Below are 15,785 nucleotides of genomic sequence, written 5' to 3'. Positions count from 1 at the left end.
CGCTCCACTTATGGACCACGACAACGACACCATCGCCGCGATCGCCACTGCCGCAGGTGCGGCGGGTGTAGGTGTGGTTCGCGTGTCGGGGCCGTTGGCACCAGCCATCGCCCGCTCGCTGCTGGGCCGTATGCCGCGCGCGCGCCACGCACACCTGACCGTGTTCGGCGACGCCAAGGGCGAAACCATCGACCACGGCTTGCTGCTGTATTTCCCGGGCCCCGCAAGCTACACCGGCGAAGATGTGCTGGAACTGCAGGGCCATGGCAGCATGGTGTTGCTCGATGAACTCCTTCGCCATGTATGCACGCTCGGCGCCCGCCTGGCCCGCGCCGGTGAATTTACCGAACGGGCTTTCCTCAATGGAAAGCTCGATCTTGCCCAGGCCGAAGCGGTTGCCGACCTGATCTCCGCGCGATCGCGCGCGGGCGCACATGCTGCGATGCGTTCGATGGAAGGCGTGTTCTCGCGCAAGGTCGATGCCCTGCAGGACGAACTGATCAACCTGCGGGTACATGTGGAAGCAGCGATCGATTTCCCTGAAGAGGAAATCGATTTCCTTGCAGACCCCGCGATCGCGCGGCAGCTCGACGATCTGCGTGCGTCGCTGGACGATCTACTTGTTGAAACGCGTCGCGGTGTGCGTCTTAACGATGGCTTGAGTGTTGCCATCGTCGGCCGGCCGAATGTGGGCAAGTCGAGTTTGCTCAACGCACTGGCCGGTCGCGCGCGCGCCATCGTCACCGATATCGCCGGCACCACGCGCGACATCGTGCATGAACTGGTGACCCTTGATGGCATGGTGATCGAGCTGGCTGATACGGCGGGCTTGCGCGATACCGAGGACCTCGTCGAACGCGAAGGTGTGCGGCGTGCGAATGATGCCCTGCGCAAGGCGGATGTGGCCTTATTAGTGACAACTGCCTCTTGTGTAGAAGAGGATCTGCCCCTGCTTGGCGATGTCCCAGAGGATGTTATCCGGCTGGTAGTGTTGAACAAGGTTGACGTCGAGCCTTCCGCGAGCGACCCCATCGGCCGACTCTCGCTGTCCGCACTTACTGGCGAAGGCGTTGATATGCTGCGTGCTCGCTTACGCGACCTTGCCGGAGTGCGTCAGGGCGACGGCAGCTTTAGCGCTCGCCGTCGTCATGTTTTAGCGTTAGAAGCGACGGCTAGCCATCTTGTGTATGCCAACGTGGCTCTCATTGCTCGCGCTGGCGAACTGGCAGCCGAATCACTGCGCGCGGCCCAGGGCAGCTTGGGCGAAATTACTGGTACCTACACAGCCGACGACTTGCTTGGCAGCATTTTCGGCTCGTTCTGTATTGGCAAGTAGCATCCATTTCAACGCCTGGTCGCGGTATTCACAGCCGTGCCGACGGCCTGTCGCGGCGTCGGGAAATGCAATGCACAAGGAGATGCACCATGACCGGAAAGCACATCAGCAACCCGCATCAAGCAACCTTTGACGGAATCCGCCACCTAGACGGCGAGGGCAACGAGTTCTGGCTGGCGCGGCAATTAGCGCCGTTGCTCGATTACCCGCAATGGCGGAACTTTCTACCCGTTCTGGCTAAGGCGCGTGAAGCTTGCCGCAACAGCGGGCAGCCGGTTGCCGACCATTTTGCGGAGATGCGCAAAATGGTCGATATTGGCTCCGGCGCACAGCGCGAGGTCGAAGACGAGCGTCTGTCCCGTTATGCCTGCTACCTAATCGTGCAGAACGGCGACCCGTCCAAGCCGGTGATTGCCAATGGCCAGACCTATTTCGCCTTTCAGACCCGGCGGCAGGAACTTGCCGATGAGACGGCACTCGCGCGGCTTTCGGAAGACGCCAAACGCCTTGCAATCCGCAACGAACTAGCCACGCACAACAAGCATCTGGCAGCTGCTGCCAAGGGCGCGGGCGTCGAAACCCCGTTGGACTATGCCGTCTTCCAGGATCACGGTTACAAGGGCTTGTATGGTGGACTAGGTGCCAAGGATATCCACGCTCGCAAGGGATTGAAGCTAGGCACAGCCAAACAAGCCTACAGAAAAAGCACCTAAGTCTCGGCCACGCCGCGTCAAATTTCCCGGCGGCGGCCCATCGCGGGCTACGATAGCCATCCCACCCCCTCTCCCGGAATGACCATGCGCTACCTCATCCTCGGTGCCGGCGCCCTCGGTGGCTATTTTGGTGGTCGCATGCTCGAGGCCGGCCTGGACACTACCTTCCTGGTGCGTGAGCGCCGTGCCGCGGTACTGACCAAGCGGGGCCTGCGCGTGACCAGCCCCAAGGGTGACATTCATATCGACAAGCCGCCTCTGGTGAAGGCCGACAGCCTGAAGGCGGAGTACGACGCGATCATCCTCGGCAGCAAGGCGTACGACCTGACCAGCGCCATGGATGCGATCGCCCCGGCGGTGGGCGCCGACACGGCGATCATTCCCCTGTTGAACGGCCTGGACCACATCGAACAACTGCAGCATCGCTTCGACGTCCGCAATGTGCTGGGCGGGCAATGCCTGATTTCGGCAAGCCTGGATGCCGAGGGAGATGTGCGTCACTTCAACGATCTTGACGTGCTGTCCTTTGGCGAACTCGACGGCTCCCACAGCGTTCGCGTGGGTGCCATCGAAAGTGACCTGGCGAAGACGCGCTTCACTGCCCAGGCACTGGACGACATCGAGCTATCGATGTGGGAGAAGTGGTGTTTCATTGCGTCTCTTGCGGGTATCAATTGCCTGATGCGCACCTCTATCGGTGGCGTCATCGAGGCCAGCGGTGGATCGATCGCCCTCAAGCTTTATGACGAATGCGTCGCCGTCGCCGAATCGCAAGGCTTCCAGCCGCGCACCGAAGCGCGGCAGCGTGGACGCGCCGCTCTCTCTGCCGAAGGCTCACCATTGACGGCATCGATGCTCAAGGATATCCAGCGTGGGTCGCGTACCGAGGGCGAGCACATCCTGGGCAGCCTGCTGAAGCGCGCAACGTCGGCGAAGATCGACACGCCGACGCTGGAAGCCGCTACCGTGCATCTTCGTGCCTACGAGAATTCGCTCGCCAATACCACGCAAGCTTGAGGAAATATCGGTACGCACCGGTAAGCGCATAAACGCACACTCAAGGCTCCGCGCGCGAGTGTGTGCCATGAACCCGTTATTCCTTTCCGTCGCCCTGTCCACGCTCGTCGCCAACACGGGCAGCATCAACTTTCGCGGCGCCGTGTTCGCTCCAACCTGTTCATACCATCATGGCGCCGATACCCTGGTCGTACGCTCGGGGGATTGCTACCGGGGGATACGGCCGGTGATCACTGAACCCGGCAGGGAGCCGGATCCGGCCACCCTGGCACTGGTAGGCGCGAACATCCCCACCTGGCACCTTACCTACCCCTAGTTTTCAGACCAGCCGATCAGCCTTGCGGCTGATCAGTACTCACCCGGTAGCGCTGGCCCATGTAACTGGCACTGGCCCACAGCGCCTGCGCAAGCGCCTCGCGGGCAAGCAGCGGATCCACTTCCGCAGGTGTCATCGTCTCGGTAGCCCTGTCATAGGCGAACTGCACCGGCGCGCTGTCCGGCTGCATCACCAGCAGGTCCGTGCCCTTCAGGTAGCCCTGGTTGTCGCTGTACTGCATCACGGCGCGGTCCGGATCGTGCCGGCTGAGGTCGAAGCCAGGCATCGGATGCATGCAATCAATGCCCATCAACGAAAGCAACGTGGGCGGAAGATCCATCTGGCTCACCATCCGCTCGTCGCGGCGTGGCGCCACACCGCTTCCCACGATCAACGCCGGAATGTGGAAATGCCGCACAGGCACCAGGCTGGCGCCGTGCACGCGGGCATCGTGGTCGGCCACCACCAGGAACACGGTGTTCGCCCAATAGGGCGACTGCTTCGCGCGGTCGAAGAATTCGCCCAGGGCCCAGTCGGCGTAGCGCACGGTGTTGTCCACCGTGGCCGGGTCCCCATCGACGGGCAGGCGGCCGGCGGGATATTCCCACGGTGTGTGGTTGCTCACGCTAAATGCCACCGACAACGTCGGTTGGTCGCCATCGTGCATCAGCCGGTGGTGCAATTCGTTGAACATGTCTTCATCGGACGCACCCCATGAACCGGTGAAGCCCGGCTTCACCGCGAACTTCGGCAGGTCCACCACATCGTCGAAGCCGTTGCCCAGGCAAAAACCCTTCATATTGTCGAAGTGGGCTTCACCGCCGTAGATGAAGCGCGAGGCATAGCCGAAATGCTTCAGTAAGCCGGCAATGGTGAAGAAGTCCCGCTGGCTGCGTGGAAGCTTCACCACCGCTTCGGCGGGGGTGGGCGGAAAACCGGTCATCACCGCTTCCAGTCCGCGCACCGAACGCGTGCCCGTGGCATAGGTGCGGGCCAGCAACCAGCCTTCACCGGCAAGGGCATCAAGCCGGGGAGTGAGGCCGCGGCCACCCAGGCATCCGACGAACTGCGCGCCCAGGCTTTCCTCGATGATGATCACCAGGTTGGGCTTATTCCCGCGCTTCACGCTGGGCACCTGGCGATGCTGCGTGTCGCCATCGGCCCTGCCCCAGGCTTTCGCCACGACGGCCTGCACTTCGTCCGCGGGCATGCGGCCGTACACGGCCGACGCGGGCTTGTCGCTGCGCATCACCATGATCGCGTTGGCCACCACGAAAGCGGAGTTCAGCGGCAACTGGTTGATCATCGCGTCGCTGCAGAACGCCACCTGCGCAGCGTTCAGCGGCCGATGCCCAAGGCTGCCGCGGCCGAGCGCGAACAACACCACGAACAACACCAGGGTAAGTACCACCTTCTGCCACAAGGCCAATGCAGGATCCGGGCCGCCGCCATGGATGAAGGCAAGCCCGGCCATGCACAGCAACACCGTGACCACCAGGCCGCCCAGCAGCATCGCCTTGAAGCCACGCCAGAGCATCGTGGAAACTTCGCGTGGATTGCCCAGGTATTCGATGAACAGGCGATTGGGCCGCGTGTCGTATTCGATGATGAACTGGGGCGTGCAAACCTCCAGCAGAACCACGATGCACCACCACACCGAGAACCACGCGCCGACGATCCATACCGCCCAAGGCATGCCGCCAAGCCACGGCGCCAGCAGGAAGGGAAAGCCTGCCACCATCGAAAAGAAGCTCAGGTCGATGCGCAGGCCGCCCCGCATGACCGGCCACAAGCCGCCGGCGGCACGAACGCGCGTGCCTTGCCAGGTGGCAAACACCAGGCGGCAGACGGTGGTCAGGAGCACCGCGGCAAGGAAGAAGCGCCAGCACAGGGAGAGCAAATCAGATAGTCCTTGTAGGCAATCGGCTACTTTACCGCGGACGCGAAGGCTTCGGTTTCACGTAACGATGGCATGCCGCCCTGCGCGCCCAGCCGCGATACCGAGAGCGCCGCCGCGGCGCAGGCCAGGCGCACGGCCTCGTTGATGCCGCGATCCAGGAACACGGCCATGGCGCCGTTGAACGTATCGCCAGCGCCCGTGGTGTCTACGACCTCCACCGGGAAGCCCGGCTGGTGGACGGGTTCGCCACCGTCGCGATACCACGCGCCTTCGCTGCCGCGCGTAAGTACCACCGGGCAGGGTGCGCGCGCCATCAGCGTACGAAAGTCGTCCTCGGGGCTTTCACCAAGCACGCCGGCAAGTTCGTGCTGGTTCGGCGTGAGGTAGCGCACGCGCTTGAGCAGCGTCGCGGAAAGGCGCTGCGCCGGCGCAGGGTTCAGGATGACCGGCACGCCGGCCCGGGCGGCAACGCCGACAGCCGCCTCAACCGCTTCGAGTGGAATTTCCAGCTGAAGCAGCACGGCGTCGGCACCATCGAAGGCGGCAGCGGCCTTTTCTACCTGGGCCGCCGTGACGCGGGCGTTCGCTGCCGGGACCACCACGATCTGGTTCTCGCCGCCGGCCACGGTGATCGATGCGGTGCCGCTTTCGGTATCGTCAAGGCGCATCACATGTGCAAGGTCGATGCCTTCGCGTTGAAGGCCTGTATGCAGCTGGTCACCAAAGGCATCACGGCCGAGCGCACCCACCAGCGATACGCGCGCGCCCAGGCGTGCCGCCGCTACCGCCTGGTTGGCGCCCTTGCCGCCGGGCACGGTAAGGAAACGCTCGCCCATCAGGGTTTCACCGGCACCGGGAAATCGTGCGGTCACCGTGACCAGGTCCATGTTGATGCTGCCCACCACCACGATGCGTGCCATGCCACCGTTCCTTTGCTGCGTCCGGATCACGGCGCCTAGGATAGTCGATGCGTTAGCATGCCCGTTCCCAAGCCTGCCCCCTCGCCCATGATCCCCGAGACCGTCGAACACGAAACCGGCCCCGCCCCCACGCATGCGATCATCTGGCTGCATGGCCTGGGCGCCGATGGCAACGATTTCGCGCCGATCGTCCCGGAGCTGGTCGACCCTTCCTGGCCGGCGATCCGCTTTGTCTTTCCCCATGCTGCCGTGCGCCCGGTGACGATCAACAACGGCATGCCGATGCGCGCCTGGTACGACATTGAAAGCTTCGACGAAGTCGACCGCCAGCGCGCACCGGGGATCCACCACTCCATCGCCGTGGTCGAGGCCCTCATCGCGCGCGAGAACGACCGCGGCGTGCCGGCGCACCGCATCGTACTGGCCGGGTTCTCGCAAGGAGGCGCCGTGGCGCTGTCGGCGGGATTGCGCTATCGCGAACGCCTGGCGGGCCTGGTCGCGTTGTCCACCTACCTTCCCCTGCGCGATACGCTGGCAGTGGAAAGCCACCCCGCCAACGCCGGCTTGCCGGTCTTCTGGGGCCATGGAACGGCAGACCCGGTCATCGCGCTCGCACTGGGCGCTGCCTCGCGCGATCTGTTGATGGCCGGGGGCGCACACGTTCAGTGGCACGCCTATCCAATGGCCCACCAGGTGTGCGCACAGGAGATCGCGGACCTCCGCGCCTGGCTCGGCGAGCGCCTGGCCGGCTGACACCACCTGCACGGTCATCGTGCATACTCGCGCCATGCCCGATCCCAGCCCGTCCATTGAAGGAAAGCCGCGCGGACAGGGCGTGGGCCTGCCCGACTTCTGCAGCCTGCCGGTACTGTTCGCCCTGCTGCTGGTGGGCGCGGTGACCGTCACCCTGATGTGGCTCACACCGGGCGACGCCGCGCGCGTGGAAGACTACTCGGTGGCGATGCTGTTCGTGGCCTGGATCGCCGCACTATCCACCCTGGCGCTGTGCAAGCTGCGCGATCAGCTCGAACGGCTGCCGGGCCTTTTCCCCTATGCCGGCGTCTGGCTGCTGCTGGTGGTGCTGGTGGCTATGGCAGCAGTGATCGTGGCCGCCCTGGATCATTCCCTGGGCATGGGGCTCACGCCCGTATCGACGTCGTCCTTCGTACGTCGTTGCACGGCGGTCACTGCCTTGCTCGGCGCCGGCTTGCTGCGCTACTTCTACGTGGTGGCGCAGTGGCAGGCGCGCATGGCCGCGGTGGCGCAGGCCCAGGTCGATGCCCTGCAGGCGCGCATCCGCCCCCACTTCCTGTTCAACAGCATGAATACCGTGGCGGCCCTGGTGCGCGTGGACCCCGCCGCCGCCGAACGCACTGTCGAGAACCTCGCCGAGCTTTTCCGGGCCGCACTCGGTGCCGACCGCGCGGCGGTGGGTACCTTGTACGACGAGTTGCAACTCGTCGACCGCTACCTGGCCATCGAGCAACTGCGCCTGGGTACCCGGCTTACCATCCGCCGCGATATCGGCGACTTGCCGGTGGCTTTCCCGATGCCACGGCTGTTACTGCAGCCATTGGTCGAAAACGCGGTGCGCTACGGCGTGCAACCCGCTGTGGAGGGTGGCACGGTGAACATCATCGGGCACGCCCATCGCGGCGGCGTGGAGTTGCGCATCGACAACCCGCTGCATGACGCGCCGGTCAGCGGTGGCCACGGCCACGGCCTGGACAACGTTCGCCAGCGCATCGCACACCATTTCGGTACCGCAGCGAGGGTCGATGCCGGGCCGGTCGATGGCCGCTTCGTGGTCAGCATCTATCTTCCCGGATCCCCCCGCCATGCGCGTTCTGGTCGTTGACGACGAACCCCTGGCGCGCACGCGCCTGGAACTGATGCTCAGGGATATACGCGATATCGATGTGGTCGGTAGCGTGGGCGACGGCGAATCGGCCCTGTCCGCCTGCGCCACCTTGCGTCCGGATGTCTTGTTGCTCGACGTGGAGATGCCGGCGCTGACCGGCGAGAGTGTCGCCCGCCGCCTGGCTGGCCAGCCCGGGTCACCCCAGGTGATCTTCTGCACGGCGTACGAAAGACACGCCATCAGCGCCTTCGAGCTCGGCGCCGTGGACTACCTGCTCAAACCCGTGCGCGGTGAACGCCTGGCCGAGGCACTGGCGCGTGCCCGTGCACGCATGGCGCAAGTGGTTCCTTCCCAGGGCAACATGCTGATGGTGCGCCGGGGCAGTGAAAGCCGACGGCTCGACCTTTCTGACGTCCGCTATTTCGTGGCCGACGAGAAATACGTCGAAGTGCACCTGGACCAGGGCACGTGGCTGATGGACGAATCGCTGCGGCAGATCGAACAGGCTTTCGGTGATCGGGTGATCCGCCTGCACCGCAATTGCCTGGTGCCAGCGCAGGGCCTGCTGGGTTTGAAGACACTGGCCGATGGCCGTGTCCTGGCACGGCTGGCCGGAACCGAAGCGATGCCCGAGGTCAGCCGCCGCAACCTGGTGGCCGTGAGGCAACGACTGCGCGAGGCCTGACACGAAAAAAGGCGACATCGTGCCACCATGCGCGTGCTGCCCGATTGCGTGACAATGCTCGTCCCTGCATCGCCCTGGAAGGATCAACCGATGAGCCAGACTTTGCGCATCGCCACGCGCAAGAGCGCGCTGGCCCTCTGGCAGGCCGAACACGTGGCCGCCTTGCTGCGCCAGGCGCATCCGGGCCTCGTCGTCGAGCTGGTTCCCATGACCACGCGCGGCGATGAAGTCCTTGATCGTCCACTGGCAACCATCGGCGGCAAGGGCCTGTTCCTGAAGGAACTGGAAGTAGCGATGCTCGAGCACCGCGCCGACCTCGCCGTGCATTCGCTCAAGGATGTGCCCGCCGTGCTGGAGCCGGGCTTTGTGCTCTCGGCCATCCTGCCGCGCGCGGACGCGGCCGACGCCTTCGTCAGCAACGTGGCGGAAAAGCTCTCCGATCTTCCCAATGCCGCGCGTGTGGGTACCTCGTCACTGCGACGCCAATCGCAACTGCGGGCCGTGCGTCCCGACCTGCAACTGCTCGACCTTCGTGGCAATGTGAATACGCGCCTGGCCAAGCTCGACGAAGGACACTACGACGCGATCATCCTGGCCTGCGCGGGGCTTGAGCGGCTGGGGCTGGCCGATCGCATCCGCTCACGGCTGTCGTCACCTGATTGGCTGCCCGCACCGGGCCAGGCCGCGATCGCCATCGAGATTCGCAGCGACGACACGCGTGTGCACGAACTCACCAGCGCCCTGGACGATGAAGAAACGCGTATCGCGGTGACGGCCGAGCGCGCGATGAACGAGCAGCTTGGCGGCAATTGCAGCGTGCCGGTGGCGGCGTGGTGCGTCGTGGCCGAGCATGGCCTTACCCTGCACGGCATGGTCGGCGAGGTTCACACCGGGCGCCTGCTGCGCGCCACGGCCGACAGCGCGACGGACGATCCCGTCGCCCTGGGGCAGGAAGTGGCGCGCATGCTACGCGAGGCCGGCGCGGACGAATTGCTCGCCCCGCACGCCGGCCACCCGATTCGGTAGCTTTAGAAGTTGTAGACCAGGTTGGTGGTGTACAGCGTGTCGGTGGACTGCGTGCCCGGCTGGGTATCGCTGTTGTAACGCACCTGGTAGGCGAGCTTCAGCGCCAGCTTCTTGGTCATGCTCACCGAGAAGCCAAGGTCGTTCTGGTAGTACTTGTTCTGTGAGCCGGCTTCCGTCAGGAACGTGTCCTCGATCGACGTGTTGTCGGTGAGGCGGTACTTGGCGTTGATCAATCCGCGCGCCACCACTTCGTTTTTGCGGTCGGGCCGGATGGTGGTGTCGGCGATGCCATCGCCGTTGGTGTCAACCTCCGACTTGGTCGGTTGATATTCCTTGTAACCGGGGCCGATTTCGAACGAGAGCTCGGTACGGTCGTTCTTCAGCGCAATGTAGCCGTAACCCACCGAGATGATGCCCTGCCAGATGTTGGCGCCGAAGTCGTCGTGCTCGTAGCGGGCCGCTCCCACGACGTAGCTGCGCGGATCGAACTTGTAACCCACCGAGGCACCTGAATCGTATCGGTTGGCGGTGGTACCGAACTTGTCGATGGTGGCGCCGTTGGAATCGACGATGGATACATCACCCTTGGAGCGCAGGCCGTTCAGGTAGAAGGAGTTCTTCCAGTATTCGTTTTCCTGCGCCAGGCCGAGCTTGGCATTGGCGTTCTCGGTGCGCGAATTGCCGCGCGCCGACGCGAAGCCGAACTCGCCCGAACCCGTCCAGCCGCCATTGGCGGCGCCGGTGGAATCGGACACGGCCGGCACCGCGGCCATGGTGGAATCGAGGGTCTGGGCGTGCACGCCCCAGGACGCGGCAAGCAAAATCGTGGCGAGGGGAATTTTTTTCATCGTCGGTCCGAAGTAGTTGGGTTACAGGGGGTCAACGAGCCGGGCAGGGGCCGGCACACGGGGCTTCCGGGGGAAATCAGCCGAGGCGGATGCGGGCATGCGCCGCGCAAAAGAGCCGTTGTCCCACGCATTGTCCTATGACGCAGCTTAACGCCGCCATGGCGGCGGCGCCGGCTTCCAGCGGGCCTGAGCCCACCGCGGCCAGCACGCAGGGCACGCCCACGCCGAGCACGGCTGCCGCCAGGCGGCCCTGGGAGGCCACAGGTTCGGATGCCGGGGGGTCCAGACGGCCCGTGGGCGCATGCAGCAAGGCCCGCCAGCGGAGGCTGTCCAGCAGGCCCGAGGCTAACGCCGCCACCATCACGAATACGCGGGCCGCGTACACATTTCCTTCACCATGTTCGGATGTTTCAAGCACCACGCACAGCCACAGGCACAGGCCGCCGGCCAGAAGTGCCGCCACCAGCTTGGCCAGCGGCTGGAGGGTTGGCATGGGCGATTGCATGCCATCGCGGCGGCAGGCGTTGCGCGCGGATTGCAGCAGGGTAGCCAGGCAAAGCGCGGCCAGTGCCAGGCCAGCCACGCGCGTGGCCCAGAAATCGTTGCTGCCGCGGGCAAGCCCCGCCACCGCGAGCATCGGCAGGTAAGCGCCCATGGCCACCAGGCCCTCGATGGTGGGCAGGCTGCCTTGCGTGGGTTCCCATCCATGCCAAAGACGTGCACCGGGCACGCGCAGGCAACTGGCGACCAGGCCACCGGACACCAGCACCAGCCCGGCTAGCAATGGAGCGAGTACCTCACCACGCCCTTCCACATAGACGCCGGCCGCCAGGGCCAGGCCCATGAGTAGCCATAGTCCGTGACCGGCAGCCGCCAGCACGGACAGCACAATGCCGGTCAGCGGGATGCTGGCCGTGTCCAGCGGGCGCTGGGAGGTCAACGTTCGGTCGGCCATGGATGGGGGATTCCATGTCTGGCTGAAGGGGAAGGTACGGCTGGGGGCGGCCGCATGATCGGCTATCTTTACCCCTGCAGCGTCCGGAAGCAAACACTGTCCGGCCTCATGCCGAAGACACGCCAGCCGTGGCAAGCTGTGCAATGGGCGCCCTGCCCCCACTTCACGGCGACGAACATGGACCGCTACGAGCGAATTCTTACCCTTCACCGCCTGTTGAAGTCGGCCCATTACCCGGTCCCCCTGCCCCGGTTGATGGACGAGTTGCAATGCTCCCGGGCCACGCTTTACCGCGACGTGGCCTTCCTGCGCGATGGCCTGGGCGCGCCGGTGCAGAGCGCGCCGGGTGAACAGGCCGCCTTCCGCTACGAGGTCGGCGAGGGTGACAGCTTCGAGCTTCCGGGCCTCTGGCTCACCTCGGACGAACTGGCGGCGTTGCTGGCCCTGAACGAGTTGATCGGGCGCTCGGACCCGGGTGTGCTGGCCAATGCGCTGGCGCCCTTCAAGACGCGCATCGAACGCCTGTTGTCCGACCATGGCAGCGGCAAGTCGCTGCCGGTGGACCGCATCAGGGTGATTTCCTGGGGCGCCCGCACGATGGACCAGCAGGTGTTCCGTATGGTTGCCGGCGCCACGCTCGAGCGTAAGCGCATCACGTTCCGCTACAAGGCCCGCACCACCAATGCCGACTCGCGCCGCACGGTGTCGCCGCAACGGCTTACCCACTACCGCGACAACTGGTACCTCGATGCCTGGGATCACGACCGCGAGGCGCTGCGCAGCTTTGCCGTGGACCGCATCGTCGATCCGCGCGGGCAGGACACCGTGGCGAAGGATGTGGGCGAAGCCGAACTCAACGAGATGCTGGCGTCCAGCTACGGCATCTTCGCCGGCAAGCCCAAGGCCTGGGCCACGATCCGCTTTTCCGCCCACGCCGCCCGCTGGGTGGCGGATGAACACTGGCATTCGCAGCAGCGGGGCGAATGGTTGACCGATGGCCGCTACGAGCTGAAGGTGCCCTATTCCAATTCGCGCGAACTGTTGATGGACGTGCTCAAATACGGGCCCGACGCTGAAATCGTCGGTCCGCTGCCGCTTCGCGAAGAGATGAAGATCATGCTTCAACTCGCGCTCACCGGTTACCAGCAACAACCTGCCTGACGTACTGATGACTGAAATCGCAGAAACTGGAGCGGTGCCCGCTGACAGCGGTTTGCCGCGACGTCCCCGTGTCGCGCTGGCGCTGGGCGCCGGTGGCGCCAAGGGCCTGGCGCACATTGGCGCGATCGAGGAAATCGAGGCGCGCGGTTTCGAGATCACCGCGATCGCCGGCACCTCGATGGGTGCATTGATCGGCGGCATCTATGCCATGGGCAAGCTTCCGGTCTATCGCGACTGGGTATCGGGGCTGGCGCGCATGGACGTACTGCGCATGGTCGACTGGACATTCTCCGGCGGCGGCCTGATCAAGGGCGACAAGCTGATGGGTGCGCTGCGCGAGCTGATCGGTGAGATGGACATCGAGTCCCTGCCCCTGGCGTACACCGCGGTGGCGACGGACCTGGACCGCGAACGCGAGGTGTGGCTCACCCGCGGGCCGCTGTTCGATGCGATCCGCGCCTCCATCGCCATCCCCACGGTGTTCCGGCCGCACGTGCAGGATGGGCGCCGCCTGGTGGACGGTGCATTGATGAACCCGCTGCCGGTGATGCCGCTGCTTCGCGAGCCATGCGACTACGTGATCGCGGTGAGCGTGGATGGCGTGGCCGAGCCGCCCACTCCCGAGCGCGACAAGGAAATTCGCCAGGACGAAGAGTCTGGCTACCGCAAGCGCATCGGCGACCTGTTGAACAAGGTGATTCCGCACAGCCAGGTCAAGGCACGTACACCCGGGGCGATGGAACTGTTGAACCAGGCGATGGACCTGATGCAGGCGAATCTTGCCCGGCTGCGCCTGGCGGCCTACCCGCCCGACCTCCTGGTCGAGATTCCGCGCAACGTATCTTTGGCCTATGAGTTCTACCGGGCCAGGGAATTGATCGAGCTGGGCCGCATGCGTGCACGGCAACAACTCGATCGCTGGCCACCGGCGATCGAGCTGGCCCAGGCGGACCTCGCCCTCACCCGCGATCGCGAGCCGACAGGCTCGGGCACGTCACTGCTTTAGAGTTCCTGCGTCTGGGTAACCTTGCCCCGGCGCATCAGCCAGGACACGCCGCGAAGGTCGGCCAGGCCCACCCAAAGGCGATCAAGCATGCCGTACTTCGAGGTGCCCATCGTGCGCGGACGGTGGCCCACGGGCACGCTCACGCTCGCAAACCCCGCGCGCTTGACCAGTGCCGGCAAGTAACGGTGCATATGGTCGAAGTAAGGCAGTCGCAGGAACACCTCGCGTTCGAACAGCTTCAGGCCACAGCCGGTGTCCGGCGTGTCGTCCCTGAGCATGCGCGAGCGCACGCCGTTGGCGATCTTCGAGGAGATACGCTTGTTGAAGCTGTCGCGGCGCGTGGTGCGCCAGCCGGCGAAGAGGCGCACTTGTGGTTGCGCCGTGGCGCGCGCGGCCAGCAGCTTGGGAATATCGGCCGGATCGTTCTGGCCGTCGCCGTCAAGCGTGGCGATCCACGGTGCACTCGCCGCGCGCACGCCGTTCCACACGGCTGTGCTCTGCCCGCTGCGCGTGATGTGGTGGATGATGCGCAATTCCGGGTGTCGGGATTTTTCCGCCTGGAGCACGGCGAGGCTGTCGTCGCTGGAGTCGTCGTCGACGTAGATCACTTCGTAGTCGATTGTGCCTCGAAGCGCCGTGGCGATCTCGGCCAGCAGCGGCGGGATGTTGTCGCGCTCGTTGAACACGGGCACGACGACGGCGAGCTGGGGCATCGGACGATCCCAAGAGAGGCGGGTCGCGCATTATCGCGCAACTGCGCCCCTTAGAGCGACGCCACGCGGTTTCCGCCCGCACCGTCGATGGCGCGAAGCCATGCACCCTCGGCCCGATCCATGGCATCCATGCCCGCATCGCGCGAAAGCAGCACCAGGGTGCCGCCGGCCATGGGAACGTCACGTCCCTTCCAGCCGCCTCGGCTGAAGTCGCTGCGCGCATCGCCCTTGCGGCCGGGGATGTACAGGGCCACCACGGGCTGGTTGGCGCCGGCGCGGGTCACCAGGTGCACCGCGGCCTCACCTCCCACCATGCAATCGTGGACATAGGTGACATCCGTTGGCATCGGCCCACGAAGGCGCACGCCACGGCCGGCGAAGCCCGCCTCGATGTCCTGATCGGATACCGGGGCGGTTACGGCCAGGGAATTCATCTCATAGGGCATGTGCGCCACGGCCATGGCGGGCAGGCTGTGGGCATCGACGTAGTTCCAGCCGAAGCCGCCAACGGCCACCGCGAACACCATGGTGGCGGCCATCGCCATCCAGGTACGGCGCCGGAAGCCGTGGCGGCGGCGCTCGGCCGTGGCCTGGGCCAGCAGCACACGCTCGGCCAGGCCCTGGGGCACGGGAACGGCCATGGCCTCGCCCAGCACGTGCTCGAGGCGCTGCGCACGCTGCCATACGGCCATGCATTCAGGGCAGCTGTCGCGATGGGCCAGGAGGTCGGCGTCGTGCGACATCGGTTCGGAGGCCATGCGGCGGCGGAAGTCCAGGTGATTCATGGCACCCCCTGCGCCGCGGCGCCGCCCTGCAGCAGGTTCTTGAGCTTCTGCCGGGCACGGAAAAGTTGCGTCATCACCGCACCGGCCGCCTGGCCAGTCTCCGCGGCGATCTCGTTGCAGTTCATCCCGCCAAGCACCTGCATGGCCAGTGGTTCACGGTATTTCCCGGGAAGTTTCATCATGGCCTCGCGCACGGCCAGGGCGTCGTTGCTGCGTTCGGGGCTGGCCCATGCGGCGTCGTCGGGCAAGGTGTCGTCCACTTCCACGGTGTCGAACTGTTTGCGCTCGTAGATCCGCGCATGTTCGCGCCGCAGGATGGTGAACAGCCACGGCTTGGCTGCATCGGCTTCGCGCAAGGCATCGATGTTCTTCCACGCGCGCAGCAGGGTTTCCTGGACCAGATCCTGGGCCAGGGCATCGTTCCGGCAGAGCCAGAAGGCGAAGCGGTACAGATCGCCGCTACAGGCGCGAACCATGGCTTCGTACTGGCGCTGTTTCGGATTCACCTTCCTGGAGACCGGGGGCATGGATAAAACCTTACAT

General features: G+C 65.2%; 16 protein-coding genes and 1 pseudogene. 10 read left to right on the top strand and 7 right to left on the bottom strand.

The features are described from left to right. Nucleotides 1-10 precede the first annotated feature (10 nt). The 4 genes and pseudogenes from mnmE to VGM61_RS06420 all read left to right on the top strand — a co-directional run bounded on the left by mnmE (nt 11) and on the right by VGM61_RS06420 (nt 3,382). Nucleotides 11-1,336 (top strand): tRNA uridine-5-carboxymethylaminomethyl(34) synthesis GTPase MnmE, encoded by a 1,326-nt coding sequence (mnmE, locus tag VGM61_RS06435; protein WP_331521917.1) that lies wholly within the window; start codon nt 11-13, stop codon nt 1,334-1,336. An 89-nt stretch (nt 1,337-1,425) separates the two neighbouring features. Further along, nucleotides 1,426-2,010 (top strand): annotated as a pseudogene (gene dinD / locus VGM61_RS06430) (DNA damage-inducible protein D); the annotation flags it as partial. 123 nt (nt 2,011-2,133) lie between these two features. Further along, nucleotides 2,134-3,066 carry a ketopantoate reductase family protein gene (locus tag VGM61_RS06425; protein ID WP_331521916.1) on the top strand — a complete coding sequence of 311 codons (933 nt, stop codon included), beginning with the start codon at nt 2,134-2,136 and terminating at the stop codon, nt 3,064-3,066. A 67-nt stretch (nt 3,067-3,133) separates the two neighbouring features. Further along, nucleotides 3,134-3,382: a hypothetical protein gene (locus VGM61_RS06420; protein WP_331521915.1), complete on the top strand. Its 249-nt coding sequence runs from the start codon at nt 3,134-3,136 to the stop codon at nt 3,380-3,382. Nucleotides 3,383-3,398: 16 nt separating this feature from the next. Here the strand turns inward: VGM61_RS06420 and VGM61_RS06415 are convergent, their stop codons facing one another. Next, nucleotides 3,399-5,282, bottom strand: a complete 1,884-nt coding sequence (locus VGM61_RS06415) for an LTA synthase family protein (protein WP_331521914.1) — start codon at nt 5,280-5,282, stop codon at nt 3,399-3,401. Nucleotides 5,283-5,308: 26 nt separating this feature from the next. After that, nucleotides 5,309-6,202: a ribokinase gene (gene rbsK / locus VGM61_RS06410; protein WP_331521913.1), complete on the bottom strand. Its 894-nt coding sequence runs from the start codon at nt 6,200-6,202 to the stop codon at nt 5,309-5,311. Between the two features lie 87 nt (nt 6,203-6,289). Here rbsK and VGM61_RS06405 point away from each other — a divergent pair, with 87 nt between their 5' ends. The 4 genes from VGM61_RS06405 (at nt 6,290) to hemC (ending at nt 9,774) form a co-directional block, all read left to right on the top strand. After that, nucleotides 6,290-6,955 carry an alpha/beta hydrolase gene (locus VGM61_RS06405; protein WP_331521932.1) on the top strand — a complete coding sequence of 222 codons (666 nt, stop codon included), beginning with the start codon at nt 6,290-6,292 and terminating at the stop codon, nt 6,953-6,955. 34 nt (nt 6,956-6,989) lie between these two features. Beyond that, a complete protein-coding gene (locus VGM61_RS06400; RefSeq protein ID WP_331521912.1) occupies nt 6,990-8,060 on the top strand; it encodes a sensor histidine kinase in 1,071 nt (356 codons plus the stop codon). Further along, nucleotides 8,041-8,748, top strand: a complete 708-nt coding sequence (locus VGM61_RS06395; RefSeq protein ID WP_331521911.1) for a LytTR family DNA-binding domain-containing protein — start codon at nt 8,041-8,043, stop codon at nt 8,746-8,748. Before VGM61_RS06400 ends, VGM61_RS06395 begins: the two co-directional genes overlap by 20 nt. Before the next feature lie 90 nt (nt 8,749-8,838). After that, nucleotides 8,839-9,774 carry a hydroxymethylbilane synthase gene (gene hemC / locus VGM61_RS06390; protein WP_331521910.1) on the top strand — a complete coding sequence of 312 codons (936 nt, stop codon included), beginning with the start codon at nt 8,839-8,841 and terminating at the stop codon, nt 9,772-9,774. Nucleotides 9,775-9,776: 2 nt separating this feature from the next. Here hemC and VGM61_RS06385 read toward each other — a convergent pair whose 3' ends face one another. Together VGM61_RS06385 and VGM61_RS06380 are read right to left on the bottom strand one after the other, a co-directional pair. Further along, nucleotides 9,777-10,622 carry a DUF481 domain-containing protein gene (locus VGM61_RS06385; protein WP_331521909.1) on the bottom strand — a complete coding sequence of 282 codons (846 nt, stop codon included), beginning with the start codon at nt 10,620-10,622 and terminating at the stop codon, nt 9,777-9,779. Nucleotides 10,623-10,698: 76 nt separating this feature from the next. Beyond that, entirely contained in the window at nt 10,699-11,577 is an 879-nt protein-coding gene (locus VGM61_RS06380; protein ID WP_331521908.1) for a hypothetical protein, read from the bottom strand. 177 nt (nt 11,578-11,754) lie between these two features. Here VGM61_RS06380 and VGM61_RS06375 point away from each other — a divergent pair, with 177 nt between their 5' ends. Together VGM61_RS06375 and VGM61_RS06370 are read left to right on the top strand one after the other, a co-directional pair. Further along, a complete protein-coding gene (locus tag VGM61_RS06375) occupies nt 11,755-12,738 on the top strand; it encodes a helix-turn-helix transcriptional regulator (protein ID WP_331521907.1) in 984 nt (327 codons plus the stop codon). Between the two features lie 7 nt (nt 12,739-12,745). After that, nucleotides 12,746-13,744, top strand: coding sequence for a patatin-like phospholipase family protein (locus tag VGM61_RS06370; RefSeq protein WP_331521906.1), 999 nt, complete (start codon nt 12,746-12,748; stop codon nt 13,742-13,744). Here VGM61_RS06370 and VGM61_RS06365 read toward each other — a convergent pair. Genes VGM61_RS06365 through VGM61_RS06355 form a run of 3 tightly spaced genes read right to left on the bottom strand, consistent with a single transcriptional unit; the run spans nt 13,741 to nt 15,769 of the window. Continuing rightward, a complete protein-coding gene (locus VGM61_RS06365) occupies nt 13,741-14,457 on the bottom strand; it encodes a glycosyltransferase (protein WP_331521905.1) in 717 nt (238 codons plus the stop codon). The two genes, VGM61_RS06370 and VGM61_RS06365, sit on opposite strands and share 4 nt — an antisense overlap. Nucleotides 14,458-14,507: 50 nt before the next feature. Further along, nucleotides 14,508-15,242, bottom strand: coding sequence for a DUF3379 family protein (locus VGM61_RS06360; RefSeq protein ID WP_331521904.1), 735 nt, complete (start codon nt 15,240-15,242; stop codon nt 14,508-14,510). Further along, on the bottom strand, nt 15,239-15,769 hold the full coding sequence (locus tag VGM61_RS06355) for a sigma-70 family RNA polymerase sigma factor (protein ID WP_331521903.1): 531 nt from the start codon (nt 15,767-15,769) through the stop codon (nt 15,239-15,241). Before VGM61_RS06355 ends, VGM61_RS06360 begins: the two co-directional genes overlap by 4 nt. Nucleotides 15,770-15,785: the final 16 nt, after the last annotated feature.

Origin of the sequence: Pinirhizobacter sp. (assembly GCF_036499745.1) — a bacterium.
Classification (GTDB): Bacteria; Pseudomonadota; Gammaproteobacteria; order Xanthomonadales; family Rhodanobacteraceae; genus Pinirhizobacter.
Note: the sequence above shows the minus strand (reverse complement) of the source record. Positions and strands in the feature narration are given on the sequence as shown.